Origin of the sequence: Clostridium sp. ATCC BAA-442 (genome assembly GCF_964239415.1) — a bacterium.
Taxonomy (GTDB): Bacteria; Bacillota; Clostridia; order Oscillospirales; family Oscillospiraceae; genus Flavonifractor; species Flavonifractor plautii.
Genome location: NZ_CAXSQB010000018.1, coordinates 24,596 through 42,528, shown reverse-complemented (window position 1 = coordinate 42,528; position 17,933 = coordinate 24,596). Strand labels below are relative to the sequence as shown.

Annotated in this window: 22 protein-coding genes; all 22 read left to right on the top strand. The window is 56.8% G+C overall.

Annotated features, from left to right (window positions below):
- Window positions 1–11: 11 nt before the first annotated feature.
- The 22 genes from ACESY8_RS09615 to ACESY8_RS09510 all read left to right on the top strand — a co-directional run bounded on the left by ACESY8_RS09615 (window position 12) and on the right by ACESY8_RS09510 (window position 17,927).
- On the top strand, window positions 12–617 hold the full coding sequence (locus tag ACESY8_RS09615) for a flagellar hook assembly protein FlgD (RefSeq protein WP_007489259.1): 606 nt from the start codon (window positions 12–14) through the stop codon (window positions 615–617).
- Window positions 618–656: 39 nt separating this feature from the next.
- The gene (locus tag ACESY8_RS09610) at window positions 657–1,037 is read left to right on the top strand and encodes a TIGR02530 family flagellar biosynthesis protein (RefSeq protein ID WP_007489260.1); all 381 of its coding nucleotides are present in this window, start codon (window positions 657–659) and stop codon (window positions 1,035–1,037) included.
- A gap of 112 nt (window positions 1,038–1,149) precedes the next feature.
- The gene (locus tag ACESY8_RS09605) at window positions 1,150–2,226 is read left to right on the top strand and encodes a flagellar hook-basal body complex protein (RefSeq protein ID WP_054339423.1); all 1,077 of its coding nucleotides are present in this window, start codon (window positions 1,150–1,152) and stop codon (window positions 2,224–2,226) included.
- A 67-nt stretch (window positions 2,227–2,293) separates the two neighbouring features.
- Window positions 2,294–2,515 carry a flagellar FlbD family protein gene (locus ACESY8_RS09600; RefSeq protein ID WP_007489263.1) on the top strand — a complete coding sequence of 74 codons (222 nt, stop codon included), beginning with the start codon at window positions 2,294–2,296 and terminating at the stop codon, window positions 2,513–2,515.
- Window positions 2,516–2,555: 40 nt separating this feature from the next.
- Window positions 2,556–3,413 (top strand): motility protein A, encoded by an 858-nt coding sequence (locus ACESY8_RS09595; protein WP_009260631.1) that lies wholly within the window; start codon window positions 2,556–2,558, stop codon window positions 3,411–3,413.
- Window positions 3,414–3,446: 33 nt separating this feature from the next.
- A complete protein-coding gene (locus ACESY8_RS09590; RefSeq protein WP_054339424.1) occupies window positions 3,447–4,214 on the top strand; it encodes an OmpA/MotB family protein in 768 nt (255 codons plus the stop codon).
- A 51-nt stretch (window positions 4,215–4,265) separates the two neighbouring features.
- Entirely contained in the window at window positions 4,266–5,279 is a 1,014-nt protein-coding gene (locus tag ACESY8_RS09585; protein WP_009260633.1) for a flagellar motor switch protein FliM, read from the top strand.
- 5 nt (window positions 5,280–5,284) lie between these two features.
- Window positions 5,285–6,541, top strand: a complete 1,257-nt coding sequence (gene fliY / locus ACESY8_RS09580) for a flagellar motor switch phosphatase FliY (RefSeq protein ID WP_007489267.1) — start codon at window positions 5,285–5,287, stop codon at window positions 6,539–6,541.
- Window positions 6,542–6,569: 28 nt separating this feature from the next.
- The gene (locus tag ACESY8_RS09575; RefSeq protein WP_007489268.1) at window positions 6,570–6,935 is read left to right on the top strand and encodes a response regulator; all 366 of its coding nucleotides are present in this window, start codon (window positions 6,570–6,572) and stop codon (window positions 6,933–6,935) included.
- Between the two features lie 13 nt (window positions 6,936–6,948).
- A complete protein-coding gene (locus tag ACESY8_RS09570) occupies window positions 6,949–7,311 on the top strand; it encodes a FliO/MopB family protein (RefSeq protein ID WP_007489269.1) in 363 nt (120 codons plus the stop codon).
- Window positions 7,312–7,314: 3 nt separating this feature from the next.
- Entirely contained in the window at window positions 7,315–7,974 is a 660-nt protein-coding gene (gene fliP / locus ACESY8_RS09565) for a flagellar type III secretion system pore protein FliP (RefSeq protein WP_007489270.1), read from the top strand.
- Between the two features lie 12 nt (window positions 7,975–7,986).
- A complete protein-coding gene (locus ACESY8_RS09560; RefSeq protein ID WP_007489271.1) occupies window positions 7,987–8,232 on the top strand; it encodes a flagellar biosynthetic protein FliQ in 246 nt (81 codons plus the stop codon).
- Window positions 8,233–8,243: 11 nt separating this feature from the next.
- A complete protein-coding gene (locus ACESY8_RS09555) occupies window positions 8,244–9,014 on the top strand; it encodes a flagellar biosynthetic protein FliR (RefSeq protein WP_007489273.1) in 771 nt (256 codons plus the stop codon).
- 7 nt (window positions 9,015–9,021) lie between these two features.
- The gene (flhB, locus tag ACESY8_RS09550) at window positions 9,022–10,086 is read left to right on the top strand and encodes a flagellar biosynthesis protein FlhB (protein WP_009260636.1); all 1,065 of its coding nucleotides are present in this window, start codon (window positions 9,022–9,024) and stop codon (window positions 10,084–10,086) included.
- A gap of 29 nt (window positions 10,087–10,115) precedes the next feature.
- Window positions 10,116–12,203 (top strand): flagellar biosynthesis protein FlhA, encoded by a 2,088-nt coding sequence (gene flhA, locus ACESY8_RS09545; protein ID WP_007489277.1) that lies wholly within the window; start codon window positions 10,116–10,118, stop codon window positions 12,201–12,203.
- A 20-nt stretch (window positions 12,204–12,223) separates the two neighbouring features.
- On the top strand, window positions 12,224–13,027 hold the full coding sequence (locus tag ACESY8_RS09540) for a sigma-70 family RNA polymerase sigma factor (protein ID WP_225123287.1): 804 nt from the start codon (window positions 12,224–12,226) through the stop codon (window positions 13,025–13,027).
- Between the two features lie 25 nt (window positions 13,028–13,052).
- A complete protein-coding gene (locus ACESY8_RS09535) occupies window positions 13,053–13,805 on the top strand; it encodes a flagellar hook-basal body protein (protein WP_009260639.1) in 753 nt (250 codons plus the stop codon).
- Between the two features lie 16 nt (window positions 13,806–13,821).
- Complete coding sequence (locus ACESY8_RS09530; protein ID WP_054339425.1) at window positions 13,822–14,553, top strand: flagellar hook-basal body protein; 732 nt, start codon at window positions 13,822–13,824, stop codon at window positions 14,551–14,553.
- Between the two features lie 13 nt (window positions 14,554–14,566).
- Window positions 14,567–15,187, top strand: a complete 621-nt coding sequence (locus tag ACESY8_RS09525) for a chemotaxis protein CheC (RefSeq protein ID WP_007489282.1) — start codon at window positions 14,567–14,569, stop codon at window positions 15,185–15,187.
- Entirely contained in the window at window positions 15,180–15,662 is a 483-nt protein-coding gene (locus ACESY8_RS09520) for a chemotaxis protein CheD (protein ID WP_007489283.1), read from the top strand. The genes ACESY8_RS09525 and ACESY8_RS09520 overlap by 8 nt, the downstream gene beginning before the upstream one ends.
- Window positions 15,663–15,702: 40 nt before the next feature.
- Window positions 15,703–16,644: a chemotaxis protein gene (locus ACESY8_RS09515; protein WP_007489284.1), complete on the top strand. Its 942-nt coding sequence runs from the start codon at window positions 15,703–15,705 to the stop codon at window positions 16,642–16,644.
- Window positions 16,641–17,927 (top strand): EAL and HDOD domain-containing protein, encoded by a 1,287-nt coding sequence (locus ACESY8_RS09510; protein ID WP_007489285.1) that lies wholly within the window; start codon window positions 16,641–16,643, stop codon window positions 17,925–17,927. The genes ACESY8_RS09515 and ACESY8_RS09510 overlap by 4 nt, the downstream gene beginning before the upstream one ends.
- Window positions 17,928–17,933 lie beyond the last annotated feature (6 nt).

The following is a 17,933-nucleotide window of genomic DNA, read 5'->3' as shown; positions in this document are numbered from 1 at the left end:
AGTAGCACGCAATGAGCAGTGAATTTATGCCGATGGCGCTGGACAGTCTGGCCCGACAGCAGAGCGCGCGGGCTGCCGGCAGTGGTGCGAGCTCCCGCATTACGGAGGAAGAGCTGGAGGAGCTGGGCATTCCGGTAAACAAGCCGGGAGAGAACGACATGGGCCTGGACTTTAACGACTTTCTCCAATTGATGGTGCAGCAGCTTCAGAACCAGACCATTGACAACACCACGGATACCGGCGAAATGCTTAACCAGCTTGTGCAGATGTCCACCGTACAGATGTTGTCCAGCGTTAAGACCGGACTGGAGACCCTGGTGGATGCCAGCACCCTGACCTATGCGGCCTCCCTGGTAGGGAAAACCGTCACGGTGGGCCAATATGACGAAGACGGGAAGCTCCAGGAGATTGAGGGAGTCGTGACGGGCACCGGAAACTATCAGGGGGTACCCGTGATCTTCGTGAATGACGAGATGTATCCTTTGAATTCCATCATGGCGGTGGGCAAGCTGCCGGAGATTCCGGAGGAGCCCGAGGGGCCCGGTGAGGGCGGTGACGGCGACGGAACGGGAGAAGGCGGAGAGAATCCGCCGGAGGAGAGCGCCCGGACGATTTGAGCGGGCGGCAGGGGCCGTCCAAAGGAGGGATAGAGCGGAATGGAGCATGCGGTAGAGGGCCTCGGCAGCCCCGCGCTGGGACGGGGCCATACATACAGCACCGGGAAACAGACCTCTTCCGGCTTTGGAGCAGTGCTTCAGCAGGAGCTGGCCCGGGCAGATGAGCGGCAGATCGCCTTTTCCAAGCACGCCATCGCGCGGGCGGAGGAGCGCGGGATCGCAGTGACACCCGCCCTTCTGGACCGGCTGACCGACTCCGTAGAGCGGGCGCAGGCCAAGGGAGCGACGAATATCCTGGCGCTGGACCAGAGCCTCGCCTTTATCATCAATGTCCCCCACAACCGGGTGATTACCACCCTGTCCCAGGACGAGATGAAGGAGAATATCTTTACCAACATTGACGGCGCCGTGATCCTGTGAATCACAGAGGGCAGGACCGAAAGGATGTCCTGGGGGAGGCCGGATGGGCCGTCCCCCGGCGGTGCCGGAGAAATGTCAATGAATCAGAGCACGCAAAGGAGAGCGAATCCAAATGGCTTTGACAGGAGCAATGAGTGCCGGTATTTCCGGCCTGAAGGCCCACATGGATGCACTGAATGTAGTGGGCAACAACGTAGCAAACGTAAATACCCAGGGCTACAAGCCCGGCCGGGTCACCTTTATGGAGAGTATTTACAGCACCCAGTCCGCCGGCTCCGCCGGAACGGCTACGGTGGGCGGCACCAACCCCCGGCAGACCGGCTATGGTGTGGGCATCGGCACCATCGACCTGGATATGAGCAGTCAGAGTCTGGACTCCACCGGACGGGGGATGGACTGCGCCATTCAGGGCGACGGCTTTTTCCTGGTGGGAGATAAGACCCACGATATCGACAGCATGGACGCCCTCAAGGGACTAACCCTGACCCGGGTGGGCAACTTTGAATTCCGGGATGGCTATTTGACGGACGGACAGGGCAATGTGGTCTATGGATTTATCACGCGGTCCAACGGGGATGATCCCGGAACCACGCCGGGAGATAAGCCCAGCACTGACTTGGTTCCCATCCGCCTTCCTATGAAGTCTACCGACCCGAACAGCAAGGGCGACGCGGTTTATGTGGGCGTGGATGATCAAACTGGTGCGAATGTATATCCAGACAATGACCCGGCTGCCACAGTGGACGGCTTTGTAGATCTGGAGAACATCAGCATCGACAAGAACGGTAAGATCACTGGTACCAACAAGGACACCGGCGACCCGGTGGTGGTGGGCTACATCGCCCTGGGCAGTGTGGAAAACCTCAATGGCGTGCTTCATACCGAGGGCCCTTATTACACGGCGGGCAATGCCGCTGGGGATATCCGGGTGGGTACCCCTGGAAACTCCGTCACCGGAAACCTGAGAAATGACAAGATCACGGACGGAAACAACGTGGTTGACCCCGATTCCGCACTGGCTGAGGGCAGCGGCGCCACACTGATGACCGGCTTCCTGGAGGCCTCCGGCACGGATCTGGCCACCGAGTTTGCCAACATGATTATTTACCAGCGGGGCTATCAGGCAAATACCCGCATTGTTACGGTGACCGACACCATGCTGGAAGAGCTGGTCAACATGAAGCGCTAAGAAATGGAATTGCCGATCTCCCCCACGCCGCCAGGCGTGGGGGGATTGGGCAGGGGAGGGCGGCACGATGATTGAACTGAGAAAAATGAACAATGAGCGTTTTTTGCTCAACCACAACCAAATTGAGTGCATTGAGCTGATTCCAGAGAGCAAAATCGTCATGATGAATCACGACTATTACATCGTACGGGACACGGTCGAGGAAATCATCGAGAAGATCGCAAAGTATAACGCCAAGGTACAGGACATTCACCGCGAGATAGCCGTCGTGGAGCGGTATAAAGAGTGATGTGTCTGCTCTGCATCTTCGTGCGGGAGGAGAACCAAAGATGAACATTGTTTATTTGCTCGGAATTGTCCTGGCGTTCGTATTTGTAATATTCGGAATTACCTTCGATCCCGGCGGGACCGGAGGGCTCATGGTCGGTCCGTTCAATCTGGATACACTGATCAATTTTGTAGATCCCGCCAGTATCCTGATCGTACTTGGCGGTACGCTTGCGGTGGTGGTGGCCTGCTACCCCAAGCTGGCCAAGTCCTTCCCCAAGCACTTCAAAATCATGCTCCGGCTGGACGCGTTCAATCCGGAACAATATGTGGAGAAGCTGACCGAGCTGGCGCAGATTGCCCGAAAGAACGGCCTGCTTGCCTTGGAGGAGAAAGCCAAGGAGCAGGAAGACCCCTTCTTTCAGCAGGCAATCATGCTCATTGTAGACGCCAACGACCCGGACCGGGTGCGCAGCATTCTGGAAAATGATATCGAGCAGACCTCGGAGCGCCATCAGGAGGTTATCGCCATGTATGAACGGGGCTCCAACGCGGCCCCGGCCTTCGGTATGATCGGTACCCTGATCGGACTGATCAACATGCTGAAGAATCTCTCCGACTCCGACATGGAGACCCTTGGTCCCAGTATGTCGGTGGCGCTGATCACGACCTTCTATGGCTCTCTGCTGGCCCATGTTGTATTCAACCCCATCGCGTCGAACCTGACGGCCCGGGACGAAGAGGAGATCCTTTGCCGTCAGATTATCGTGGAAGGCATCATGGCGATCCAGTCGGGCGAGAACCCCAAATTCCTTCGGGAGCGCCTGATGACCTTTATGAACCAAAAACTCCGGGAAGGCGGAGAATCCGGCGGCGGCACCGGAGAGAAAAAAGAGCGGAAGCGCCGCAAGGAGAAATAAGCCGCGGCTTGCTTCAGGGAGGCGGTACCCACGATGAAAAAGAAAAAAAGCGGCGGCGGCGGTGCCAACTGGATGGATACCTACGGCGATATGGTGACCTTATTGCTGTGCTTTTTTGTCATGCTCTACTCCATGTCTACCCTGGACAAGGAAAAGTGGATTGCACTCGTACAGTCCTTTAACCCCACCGAGGAGGTGACGGAAACCCAGCCCCCCTCCGCGTCCGGGGGTGAGGGAACCGGAACCCAGGAGGATATCGACCAGGACATGGAGGAGCTCTACCAGGCGATGCAGGACTATGTCCAACAGGCTGGAATGGCCAATCAGGTGACACTGGGCGAAGGAAACGGCTACGTCTTTATCTCCTTTGACGACACCGTGTTTTTTAGTGGAGACAGCTACGAACTGCGGGATGAGGGCAAGGTTGTATTGGACGAAGTCTCCCAGATTATTTCAGAGGTCAGCAGCTCCATCGACGAGATCCGTGTCCTGGGTCATACCGCCCAGGCCGTGCCCGGTCGGGTGAACAACGTCACGGCGGACCGCTTCCTGGCTTCCAACCGTGCCACAGTGGTTACTATTTACCTACAGGAAAAAGACATAATTGACCCGGCCCGGCTGGTCAGCGTGGGCTATGGCGAGTGGCGTCCCGTGTCCAGCAACGACACCTCTGCGGGGCGTGCGGAAAACCGGCGTGTGGAACTGATTGTCACAGGGCTGGACCTGGACGACGAGGCCGGAGATAACATTACACAATATTATACCATGCGGGAAAGTACCGGTACTTCTGCCAATCCTTGAGTGTGCAGGGAGACGGGGGGAAGGCCCAAACTCTGCCGAGGAGGGATGAAGATGGCGGAAGTTTTATCTCAGAGCCAAATTGACGCTCTGCTGAACGCGGCCCGTAACGGCGAGATGGATTTGGCCGCGAAGGCAGAGAGCAGTTCCGAGAAAAAATACCGTAAATATGATTTCTACAGCCCAAGGAAGTTTACCAAAGACCGGCTTAAAATGCTCAGCGGAGTCTTTGAAAATTACACCAGGATCATTAACTCCAGAATCAACGGACTGCTGCATACCACCTGTGAGATAGAGGTGGAATCCGTGGAAGAGCAGCGCTATTACGAGTTTTCCAACGCGCTGTTGGAGGGGGACGTGTTGGCCCTGGCAGATGTAGCGCTGGAGGGGCAGGTACAGCCGGACGAGACGCCGGTGCTGTTCCACTTTTCCACTACGCTGATGCTGAGCATGATGGACCGCCTGATGGGCGGCGACGGAGATGTGGACAGCCGACTCCCCGCCGGCTACAATTTCACCAATTTGGAGCTGAGGCTCTATGAAAGCATTGTAAAAGACCTGATTTCCGTTCTGGGCGGAAGCTGGGAGAATTATATCGCGTTGGATTTCAAGCTGCGCAGAGTGGAGACGAATCCGACTCTGGTACAGCTCATTGGCCTGGATGAGACGGTTGTTATTGTTGGGATCAATATCCGCTTTCCAAACTGCTCCGGCCGTGTTGATGTCTGCCTGCCCGGAATGATGCTGACCAATATTTTTTCCAGAATTGTGTCATTAAATCAGGCAGGACACGGGAGTGGGGAGGACAACTCGGATGAAATCATGGATATACTGCGGGATTCCACGCTGGAGATCACGGCCGAGCTGGGCCGTACCGAGGTAAAGCTGCAAGATGCCTATTTCCTCAATATAGGTGATGTCATTGACCTGGGACATCCGAAGGACGAGCCCATCTATCTGTATATTGGAGGAAAGCCATGGTTTGGTGGGAAGCTGGGTGTGCAGAACAACTCCATGGCAGTGAAGATTGGGGAAAACTACTATAACGAGGGAAGAAGGGACGAATAAGCGACATGGCGCAGAATATATTTAGCGCGATGGAATTGGACGCCATCGGCGAAATGATGAACATCAGTCTGGGCTCTTCTGCCACTGCGGTTTCCAACCTGCTGGATCACCGCGTTGATATTACGACGCCGAAGGTTACAGTGGTACCCATCAGTGAGTTTACCCTGGGTGAGCTGGAGCCCGCCATCGGCGTGGAAATCAAGTATGTCTCCGGTCTGGAAGGCAGCAATATTATGCTGCTGAAGCGGAGCGATGTGAAGGCAATTGTAGAGCTGCTGATGGGAACCGAGATCCCAGAGGAGGAGTTCGAGCTCAATGAGCTGACGATCAGTGCGGTGTGCGAGCTGATGAACCAGATGATGGGTGCGGCCTCCACTGCTCTGTCCGATTTTCTGGGGCGTCCGGTCAATATCTCAACGCCCCAGTCTTTCTCGCTGGATGATTTGGAGGAGATCAAAAGGGAGCGCTTCCACAGCGAAACCGGGATGCTGGTGGCGGTGCACTTTATCCTGGAAATAGAGGGCGTCCTCAAGAGTGAGTTTGTCAATATCATGTCCGTGGAGCTGGCCCGGGAGCTGCTGGCTGGCTTTGGGATGGGCATTCAGGACACCGGGGAAGCAGAGGCGGATGCCACCCCAGCCGCACAGCCCGCACAGCCGGAGCCCTCCTCCGGCGCAGGCGGGAAGCTGAGTCAGGAAGAAATTGAGCGTCTGATGGGCGGCGGTGTTTCCACACCGGCTCCAGAGCCTGCCGCGGCTCCGTCTTCCAGCGGAAAGATGAGTCAGGAGGAGATCGAACGGCTGATGGGCAGCATGTCCGCAGCCCCGGCGCCGGAGCCAGCTCCCCAGCCGGCCCAGGCCTATCAGGCCGCCTCCCCCCAGCCGGTTTATCAGCAGCCTGTGTATCAGCCCCCGGTGCAGGAGCCGCGGGTCATTAACAGCAAGCCGGTCGCGCTGCCCAATTTCGCGGCGGCGGAATCGCTGGGAGCCGAACAGAAGGAAAACCTGGAGCTGATTATGTCCGTACCCCTGGAGGTGTCGGTAGAGATTGGCCGGACCCGCCGGAAGGTAGAGGATATTTTAACCTTCTCCAAGGGCTCACTGGTTGTTCTGGACAAGCTGGCTGGAGACCAGGTGGATGTCTTTGTGAACGGCCTGTGCATTGCGCGGGGAGACGTAGTGGTTATCGACGATAACTTCGGCGTGCGTATCACAGAGGTACTCCAGAAGCCGGAACTGTGGAGCCTGACAAACTTCAAGTGAGACTGAAATAAAAAAGGGGATTAAGAACATGGCTAAGATTCTGATTGTTGACGACGCAGCCTTCATGCGGAAGGTGATCCGGGACACGCTGACCAAGAATGGCTTTACCGACCTGCACGAGGCGGTGGACGGCAAGGATGCTGTGGAAAAGTATTTTGAACTCCAGCCGGATTTGGTCCTGATGGACATCACCATGCCGAACATGGACGGACTGGAGGCGCTGAAGGCCATCCGCGCCAAGGACAACAAGGCCAATGTGGTGATGTGCTCCGCCATGGGCCAGGAGGCCATGGTAGTCGAGGCGGTACAGGCCGGCATCAAGGATTTTATCGTCAAGCCCTTCAAGGAGGACCGCCTGATGAAAACGGTCAATTCCATCCTGGGGAATCCCTGACGGGAGCGGGCCAATGCCGGAAGTGCTTTGGACCATCTGTGCAATTCTGGGCGTCCTGGTGCTGGCCTATCTGTTTACCCGCTATGTTGCCGGACGGGGACAGGGCGGCGGTCCAAGCCGCCTGGGAAAGCGGATGCTTACAATTTTGGACCAGGTGGCGGTGGGAAAGGATCAAAGGCTCCTCCTGGTCCGCGCGGGCGAAACGTATTATTTCCTGGGGGTGACTCAGGGGAGCATCACCTGTCTGGAAAAGCTCACTGCCGAGGAGGCCGAGGCCTGGATGGGCGGCGCAGACGGCGCCGCCGCGCCCAAGATGGGGTTCCAGGAAGCGCTGCACAGCGTGCTGGAGCAGCGGAAACAACAGAGGAGGCCATAGCCGGTGGATGCGCTGATCAATGTAAATGGCGAGAACGTACAGACCCTTCAGATCCTGTTTCTGACCACCCTGTTGACCCTGCTGCCCTCCGCAGTTGTGATGATGACCTCCTTTACCAGGTACATTATCTCCTTCTCCTTTCTGCGCTCGGCCATGGGGCTGCAACAGAATCCACCTAATATGGTCCTCGTGGGCATCGCCCTGTTTCTCACGCTGTTTACCATGTCTCCGGTCATCAGTGAGATCCAGACCACCGCATACGAGCCATATATTGCGGAGGAGATTACCCAGGAGGAATTTTTGCAGCGGGCGGAGAAACCCCTGAAGGAGTTTATGGCAGGCCAGGTGGAGGAGAGCTCGCTCAAGCTCTACTGCGATCTGGCAGGACTGGATACGCCGTCTGCGGCATCGGCCGCGGAGCTGCCGCTGCGGGTTTTGGTTCCGGCCTTTATGACAAGTGAGCTGAAGCATGCCTTCCTGATTGGATTTTACCTGTACATCCCGTTTGTCCTGATTGATGTAATCGTGGCCTCCACGCTGATGTCCATGGGCATGATTATGCTTCCGCCCAGTATGATCTCCATGCCGTTCAAGCTGCTGCTGTTTATCGCCCTGAATGGGTGGGAGCTGCTGTTCTCGACCCTGGTGCAGAGCTTCCGATAGGAGAACCTAAATATGGAAGTAGTTGACATTTTGCGGGAAGGGGTGGGCGTCGCGCTTCGGATTGGCGCACCGCTCCTGATTCTGAGCATGCTGGTCGGTATTCTGGTCGCCATTTTTCAGGCGGTAACCCAGATCCATGAGCAGTCCCTCTCGTTTATCCTCAAGATGATCGTGGTGGTGGCTGTACTTCTGGTGGGCGGTGGATGGATGCTGGAGACGCTGCTGGATTTCAGCCGGTATCTGTTTACGCTGATGTAAGGGTGTGGGACATGGTCGATTGGGCACAGCTCTATCTCTTTGAACTGATTTTTATGCGCATGTCGGGCTTTCTCCTGTTTAACCCGCTGCTGGGACGCTCCAATCTCCCGGCCATGGTCAAGACCGGTATGGCGCTGGTGCTCTCCATTCTGGTTTTTGGGACGGCCGGGACGGGGGTGCCGCAGCCGGATACCCTGGTGGAGCTGGCGTTTCGCCTTCTGCTGGAGCTGGGAATCGGCCTGGTTCTGGGATTCGTAATGCGGGTGGTGTTTTCCGTTGTCCAGATCGGCGGAGAGGTGATCGACACACAGATGGGTATGACAATGGCGCAGATCTACGACGCCAGCAGCCAGGCCAACCTGTCGGTGACTGCATCACTGCTCAATATCCTGCTGATTCTGGACTTCTTTGCGGAGAATGGACACTATACCCTGATGCGCCTGCTGACCACCTCCGGTGAGCTGGTTCCTTATGGCGCTGCCGCCCTTGGCGATGGAGTCTACGCCTATGTCATTGAGCTGTTTCTCGCCTGTATGCTCCTGGCGGTAAAGCTGGCTATGCCGATCCTGGCAGCGGAGCTGCTGGGAGAGGTAGGCATGGGGGTGCTGATGAAGGCGATCCCGCAAATCAACGCCTTTGTCATCAATATCGAGCTGAAGGTGATCATCGGGCTGCTTTTGTTCTTTCTGCTCTTGACGCCGATCAACGAATTCCTGCTGGAGCTGGAGAGCGGCATGCTCTCGGAGCTGGGGCGGATACTGCGCCTGATAGGGGGAGCGTGAGAAGGCTTTGGCAGACAGTTCAAAAACCGAAAAAGCAACCCCTAAAAAGCGGAGAGACGAGCGAAAAAAGGGTAATGTCTTTTTCAGCAACGATGCAGTTTCCGTGGCGGTGCTGCTGGCCAGCTTTTTTGTACTCAAGCTGACTGCCACGCCAATGGTGGAGCAGATTTACCGCTTTTTGCAGTACGCTATGGGGCTTGTGGCCGGCGCGGCGCACACTGGATTGCAGGACAACCTGAGCGGCCTGGTGCTGGAGATGCTGAAGACCTTTCTGTTTGCGGCGGGACCGTTGCTGGCCACTACGGCGGTGGTAGCGGTGGCGGCGACCTTTTTCCAGACCAAGCTGCTGGTTTCCGGGGAGGCGCTGAAGCCAAAGTTCAGCCGGATTAACCCTCTGCAGGGGATCAAGCGCCTGTTTTCACTGCGCAGCGTCATTGAGGCGCTGAAGGGGATTTTAAAGATAACGGTTCTGCTGTTCCTGATCTATCAGTTCCTGGTGGGAATTGTAGATACCTTTACGAAATATCTCCACACCGATCTGGCCGTTGCCTGCGCCCATCTGGTGGATGAGGGCTTCCAGATGGTGATGCAGATCGCCATAGCCTTTGTGGTGCTGGCCGGCGCGGACGTGTTTTACCAGTGGTGGGACTATGAGCGGCAGTTGCGCATGTCCAAACAGGAGATCAAAGAGGAATACAAACAGATGGAAGGCGATCCCCAGGTCAAGGGAAAGATCAAAGAAGTGCAGCGCAGGATGGCCCAATCCCGTATGATGCAGCAGGTGCCAAAGGCAGATGTGGTTATCCGAAACCCGACGCACTTTGCAGTGGCGCTGCGCTACCGCCCTGAGACGGATGGGGCGCCCATTGTCCTGGCAAAGGGACAGGACGAGCTGGCCGGACGCATTGTGCGCAAGGCGGAGGAGCATCACATTGCCATTATTGAAAATGTACCGCTGGCCAGGGCGCTGTATGCCACGGCGGAGCTGAATCGGGAGATCCCGCCGGAGCTGTATAACGCCGTGGCGGAGGTGCTGGTGTACCTCTACCGCATGGATGAAAAGCTGAAGTAGCGGCGAGAAAGTAGGAGCCTTGGAGAGCTATGAGACGGATACTGAACAACTCCATATCGCTGCTGGTCGTGATCATCGTTCTCTTTCTGGTGGTGCCGCTGCCCAAGCAGGCGCTGGACATCCTGATTGTACTGAACATTGCCATTTCCATCATGATTCTGATGATCACCATGAGCATCTCGGAGGCGCTGGAGTTCTCTATCTTCCCCTCCCTGCTGCTGATAACGACCCTGTTCCGCCTGGGCCTCAACGTATCCTCCACACGCCTGATCCTCTCCGAGGGCGGCGATGCGGGTATGGTAATCAAATCCTTCGGTACGCTGATTACCCAGGGGAATATTGTCATCGGAATTTTGATTTTCTTAATCATTGTACTGGTGCAATTTATTGTGATCACCAAAGGAGCGGAGCGCGTCTCCGAGGTGGCCGCCCGCTTCACGCTGGACGCCATGCCCGGAAAGCAGATGGCCATCGATGCGGATTTGAGCTCCGGCCTTATTGACGAGAAGGAAGCCCGGCTGCGGCGTTATAAGATCCAGAAGGAGGCCGACTTCTACGGCGCCATGGACGGCGCAACCAAGATCGTCAAGGGCGACGCCGTCATGTCGCTGATTATTACGGTCATCAACTTTGTGGCAGGCTTAATTATCGGCATCGTGCAGGGCGGCGGAGATCTGGCTACGGTTTTGAACCAGTATTCCATCGCCACCATCGGCGACGGTCTGGTGTCCCAGCTCCCGGCCCTGATGATCTCCACCGCTACCGGTATGATCGTCACCCGTTCCGTGTCGGACGGCAGCCTGAACAGCGACGTGCTGGGACAGTTTAAGGCCCAGCCCAGGGCGATCCTGGCCACCGGCATTATTTTAGCGCTGCTGGGGCTGGTGCCCGGTGCTCCCACGGCGCCGCTCCTGCTGGTGGGCTGCGGCCTGGGTATTGGCGGCTTCTTGAGCGACCGGAAGCTCACTGAGCAGAAGGCACTGGAGGAACAGCCCGCCCCGGAGGCGGCAGCCGCCCCGGAGCTTCAGGCGGCCAGCGAAACCGACTACTTCAAGGACATCAACAATGTCTATTCCCTCCTGGCGGTGGAGCCGATCGAGATGGAATTCGGCTACAGCCTGATCCCGTTGGTGGATGAGAAAAGCGGCGGCAAGCTGATCAGCCGCATTGTGATATTCCGCCGGCAGTATGCCCAGGATATGGGCTTTGTCATCCCCTCTATCCGCCTCCACGACGGTGCGGCGCTGGGAACCAACCAGTATGTGATCAAAATCCGGGGGGAGGAGGTGGCCCGGGGAGAGATTCTGGTGGACTATTATCTGGCCCTGGAGCCGTCCAATCCGGCGGGAACGATTGACGGGATTGAGACGGTGGAGCCGGCCTACGGCATCCCCTCCCGCTGGATTTTGCCGGAGAACAAGGAAATGGCGGAGATCTACGGGTATACGGTTATCACACCCCTGACCGTTATGCTTACCCACCTGTCGGAGACGATCAAAAAGCATGCCTATGAGCTGCTCAACCGCTCGGAGACCTTGCAGCTTGTGGAGAATCTGAAAAAGACGGAGCCGGAGCTGGTGGCCGATGTGATCCCCAACGTCATCTCCTACGCCAACCTGGAAAAGATCCTGCGCAGCCTGCTGCGTGAGGGCATCCCCATCCGGGATCTGGCGGCCATTCTGGAGGCGGTGGTGGAGGCCAGTACCACGACCCATGATATCGACATGATCACCGAACAGGTGCGCGGCGCATTGGGACGGACCATTACCCGGAAGTTCTGCGAAAATGGGCAGCTTCGGGTAGTGACGCTGGACGCGGAGCTGGAAAAGAAGGTACTGGCCGCCCTGACCAAGAACGAGCACGGCGTCTATCTGGCGCTCAGCCCTGATATTGTGCAGCAGATCGTACAGCAGGTGGGAGAGCTGCGGAAGAAATTTGAGGAGCTCTCCCAAACGCCCATTCTGCTGACCAGCCAGATTATCCGTGTCTATCTCAGCCGTATGCTCGCCACGTTCTATCCCGACATCTATGTGCTCTCCTTTAATGAAATCACGAGCAATGTGCAGATACAGGCCATTGGCAACATTACACTTCAGCCGCAGGAAAAGCGTGCATAGAGATGGGGAAGGGTATCTGCATGAATAAGTTAAAACAGATGGAAACGGCCCTATCTCCCGGCGGAGGTCAGCAGGCGGTCGACCAGATGGACAATCAGACCCTTCTGCTGCGCTACAAGGAGACGGGGGATATGGAGCTGAAGTGGGCCCTGGTGCTGCGGTATACCGATCTGGTACGCCGGATTGCGATTCAGACCTGCGGGCTGTTCAGCGGGTTTACCCAGTTGGATGATGTGATCCATGAGGGAATTTTGGTTCTGCTCAGCGCTGTGGACAAGTATGACCCCGAAAAGGAGGTCAAGTTCGAGGCGTACATCGCAAAGCGGCTGCGGGGAATGGTGATCGACCTGGTACGCAAGCAGGACTGGATTCCGCGGAGGGTCCGGCAGAAGGCCACCCGGCTGAAGCGGGCGGCTGAGGAGCTGTCCATAGAGCTGGGCCATACCCCCAGCGATCAGGAGATGGCAGACTACCTGAAGCTCAGCCAGAAGGACTATGAGGAGCTCCTCTCTGAAACGGCGTTTTCCAACCTGATGTCTTTCGAGGTGCTTTTGGACACCTATGGGAATGTAACCGGCAAGGCACTGTCCGGCAATCCGCCGGAGGATGCTTATCAGCAAAAGGAGCTGCACGAGGTGCTGCGCCGGGGAATCGCCTCCCTGCGGGAGAATGAACGGCTGGTGCTCTCCCTGTATTATGAAAAAGAGCTGACCATGAAGGAGATTGCACAGGTCCTTGGGGTCAGCGCGCCGCGTATTTCACAAATCCATAACCGGGCCATTCAGCGGCTCCAGGCCTACATGAAGCAGTACATAGGAGCGTAGTACACAGCAGAAGGGAGAAGGCCATATGACAAAAGGGTTTTACAACCTGACCTCCGGCATCCTGTCCCAGAGCCGCCGGCTGGACACGGTTGCCAACAACATGACGAATCTCTCCACCTCCGGGTATAAGGCGGAGCAGTATACGGACAGCACCTTCCAGGAAGTGCTGATCAGCCGGGTAGGCAATAAGGACAAAAGCAGCCCCACCGTGATCGGTGAGGAGAGCTATATCCTGGCTCCCAGTCAGCTCTATGTGGACTATAGCCAGGGAAGCCTGGAGGAGACGGGGCTGACGCTCGACTTCGCCATCGAAGGGGATGGCTTTTTCGCCATTCAAACGGCTCAGGGCGTCGAGTACACCCGCAGCGGCAGCTTTTCTCTGGATGGGGAGGGCTATCTCTGCCTGCCCGCCCATGGGCGGGTCCTGGGGGCGGATGGACAGCCGGTCTATCTGGCCACCGACCGTATCCGGGCCGATCAGGCAGGGAACCTCTATACAGAGGGCGGCGGCTATGTGGGCCGGCTGGGCCTGTATGCCTTTGCGGACAACGGGCTGCTGGAGAAAAATGAGAGCGGCCTGTTCGGTGCGAATGGGCAGGCGCCGGCTCCCTCCCAGGCAAAGCTCCACTGGAAATGGGTGGAGAATGCCAACGTGGACATGCTCCAGGAGATGAGCGATATGATGACGGCCCAGCGGGCGCTTCAGAGCGCCGCACAGGTGCTGAAGCTCTATGACGGCGTGCTGACCAAGGCGACAACAGAGCTGGGACGCTTATAAGCAGAGGAGGAGAACGATGCTTCAGGCTTTTTATACCGCCACGGTGGGCGCGCAGCAGCAAATGGAGCGCATGGGAGTCCAGGGCAATAATATGGCCAACGCGAACACCTTTGGATTCCGGGCGGAGAAGCCCGCCTTTGAGGCTCTGATGTACCGGATGGTAGACGGTATCGGCGGACAGCAGCTCCCCAAGGGCAGCGGTACCCGCATGGTGTCCACCATCACGGATTTCCGCTCCGCAGCGCTGGAGGAAACGGGGCGCAAGCAGGATTACGCCATTGTGGGCGACGGCTTTTTCGCCCTGTATGACCAGGATACCGGAGAGATTTCCTACACCCGGGACGGCTCCTTCGCCCTGTCCTCGTTTCAGCAGACAAAGGAGGACGGAACAACGGATACGCTTTACTATCTGGCGGATGGAGAGGGCCGGCAGGTTCTGGACACCAACGGCTATCCCATTGTGGTGACGGACGCTGAGGCGCGCCAGCCTGTGGGCGTGTTTACCATTCAATACCTGGACGGCCTTCAGCATGTGGGCAGCGGCCGGTTTGTGACCACGGAGAAAAACGGTGCGGTGTGGATGAGCCCCTCGGAGGTGCGCCAGGGCTATCTGGAGAGCTCCAATGTGGACTTGGCTTCTGAGATGGGAAAGGTGATTGAGGCCCAGCGGACATACAGCTATGTCCTGCGCATGATGCAGACAGCGGACGAAATCGAGACGACGGTCAACAACCTGACAAACGGATAGGCAGGGAAAATACGTGAAAAATTTTAATGAACTCAGCGGCCTGGAACTGGATACGCTCCGGGAGATCGGCAGCATCGGGACGGGCAACGCGGCGACGGCCCTCTCCAGCCTGCTCCAGTGTGAGGTGCGCATTGAAATGCCGGAGGTGCGCATCCTCGGTTACAACGAGGCTATCGACTGGATCGGCGGGCCGGAGGTGATCACGGCCGGTGTGCTGGTGCGTCTGGGCGGGGAAATCAACGGTATTATGCTCTCGGTACAGCAGATGGACTTTATCAATCAGGTGCTGGGCCGCATGATGAACCGGACGGTTTGCGAATATGGGCAGCTCTCGGAGCTGGACCGCTCAGCCCTGGTAGAGGTGGGCAACATCATGATCTCCACCTTCGTCAACGCCCTCTCTGGATTGGCTGGGGTAACGATTCAGCCATCGGTGCCTGGCTTTGCTGTGGACATGCAGGGGGCGATTATTACGGTGCCCATGGCGGAGTTTGGAGGACAGTCGGATTACATTATGACCATCGGCACCAATTTCATCTGCGAAAAGCACAGCGTGCCCTGCCGCCTCCTGCTGTCACCTGACGTGCGTTCCCTCAATTTCCTGCTGCGGAAGCTGGGTGTTTTGGATGAATGACAAGCTGGTGGTTGGGATCGCCGACATGAAAATGGCGCAGGGCAGTGGGATGCTGGTGACTTACGCCCTGGGCTCCTGCATTGGAATCTGCTTCTATGATCCCATGCTCAAGCTGGCCGCCCTGCTCCACATCATGCTGCCCCTGAATCTGGAGACGGGGCGGAAGTCCCCGCTCAAGTATGCGGATACCGGCATCCGGGAGACGCTGCGGGAAATGGAGCGGCGAGGCGCCAAACGGGCGCGGGTTACAGCCAAAATTGCCGGCGGAGCCCGCATGTTTGAGGTAGCCGGCGGTGGAAATCTGGGCAATATTGGACAGCGGAATATTGAAAGCGTCCATATGACGCTGCGTACAGAGGGCGTCCGGCTGCTACAGGAGGATGTAGGCGGCACGGTGGCCCGGACCCTGCTCTTTGACGCGGCCACCGGACAAGGCTGTGTCCGCTGCTACGGAAAGCCGGAGCTCATTTTTTAGCCGGTAGGAATAGAACAATCTGAAAGTGGGGGAATGGGTCATGGAAAACAACAAAGACGGAATTTTATTGGAGACGGGGACAAACGAGATTGAGATCATGGAGTTTACCATTGACGGAAATCTCTACGGGATCAATGTGGCCAAGGTGCGTGAGATTATGCTGTCGGCGCCGGTGCACCCAATGCCCCATGCCCACCCGGCAGTGGAAGGGATTTTTAAACCCCGGGACATCGTGATTACCGTGGTGGATCTGCCGGAGTATCTCAGTGGACATACCGAACCCAAAGGGGAAAAGGATCTCTTCATTATCACCAATTTCAATAAAATGCACATTGCCTTCCGCGTCCATACGGTAGTGGGGATCAGCCGTATCTCGTGGCGGGACATCCAGAAGCCGGACAACACGGTTTCCGGGGGCGCAGACGGGGTTGCCACCGGAATCGCTCAGTGCGGCAAGGACTTGGTCACGATTCTGGATTTTGAAAAGATTGTGGCCGAGATTGCGCCGGAGACCGGTATCCAGCTCAGTGAGGTGGATGCTATGGGTAAGCGGGAGAAGCGAAGCGAGCCGGTCTGGGTCGCGGAGGACTCCATCCTACTGTCCCAGATGATCCGTACCGCGCTGACTAAGGCGGGGTATACCAACCTGCGCATGTTCCAAAACGGCGCAGAGCTGTGGGAGGCGCTGCAGGCGTGTAAGGACGGCGGGGGCCCCACCGGACAGGTTTCTATTGTGATTACCGACCTGGAGATGCCCCAGATGGACGGCCATAACCTCACCAAGCGGATCAAGGAGGATAAAGAGCTACAGGCCATTCCAGTGATCATTTTCTCCTCCCTGATTACAGAGGAGATGCGCCGCAAGGGCAAAGAGGTCGGTGCGGATGAGCAGTTGAGCAAGCCGGAAATCGGGCATTTGATCGGAATTGTGGACCATCTTTTGGAGCGCAGCAGACGGAAGCGGGAGGCAGGACAGGCATGAGCAGCAAATATATCGTTCGTCAGCCCATCAAAGACCAGGCAAATAAGATCATCGGCTATGAGATCCAGTACCATGGGGAAAACCAGGCCTTTGGCGACAACGGCAAAAACGTCAGGGAGAACGACTTTGCCGCAGCGGACACCATTTACAATTTCCTCACCATGAATACCGATAAGCTGCTGCGCGGCTCACTGAATTTTATGACCTTCACCACCACGCTTCTGATGAAAAAAACGCCCCACCTCTTTGACAAGGGGGAGCTGGTGATCCAGATTGACGACAGCGTTATCATTCATCCCCTGGCCATGCATATGGTGCAGCAGTATGCAAAAGAGGGCTATCAGGTGGCGGTCAATGAATTCCAGTTTGCCCCGCGCTATCTGGGAATCCTGGACCGGATCGACTACATTAAGCTGAACATCCAGACCACGCCGGAGCTGACGCTGAAAAACATCATCGACATCGCCCACAGCATGAAAAAGCAGTGTATCGCCGTGGGGATTGACCGGGAGGAAACCTACCAGAAGGCCGTCAAGCTGGGGGTGGATGCCCTGGAGGGCCCCTATGTGGCGGAAAAGCTGACCACACAGACCCACAGCAGCGGATATTTGCAGAGCAACTTCTTCCGCCTAATGGTGGCGATGACGCGGGACGAGCCGGATGTGGAGGAGATTGAGCAGATTATTTCCGTAGATGCTACGCTGACCTATGGCCTGCTGCGGATGGCAAACTCCTGCTATTATGCGCTCCGCCACCGGGTAACCAGCGTACGCCAGGCGATCATGACTATGGGCCTGAGCGAACTGCGTCAATGGGTCTACCTGCTGAGCGCCAGCAATGCCGAGAATCAGATGGAGGAGGGCGCGGAGGAGTTTCTCAGAATGTCGTTCATGCGGGCCAACTTCTGTAGCAAGCTGATGAACTACGCAAAGGATATGCCGATCTCCAAGCCGGATGCCTACTTAATGGGGATGTTTTCTACCCTGAATTATCTCATTGATGCTCCGCTGGCGGAGATTCTGAAGCCCATTCCTCTGTGTGCGGAGGCTAAGGAGGCCCTTTTACAGCATACCGGCCGGGCTGGAATGCTGTACGATCTGGCCCTGAGCTATGAACATGCGGATTGGGAAAAGATTGATAGACTGACCGGAGAGCTTGGAATTCCTACGAATCTGCTGACCAGTCTCTATTTTACCTGTATGGAAGAGGTAAACCGGGTTTGGATCGAAATGAACCGGCCGGTGCAGGGACAGATAACCGATGACACAAAGATAGATACCTAAAGTATC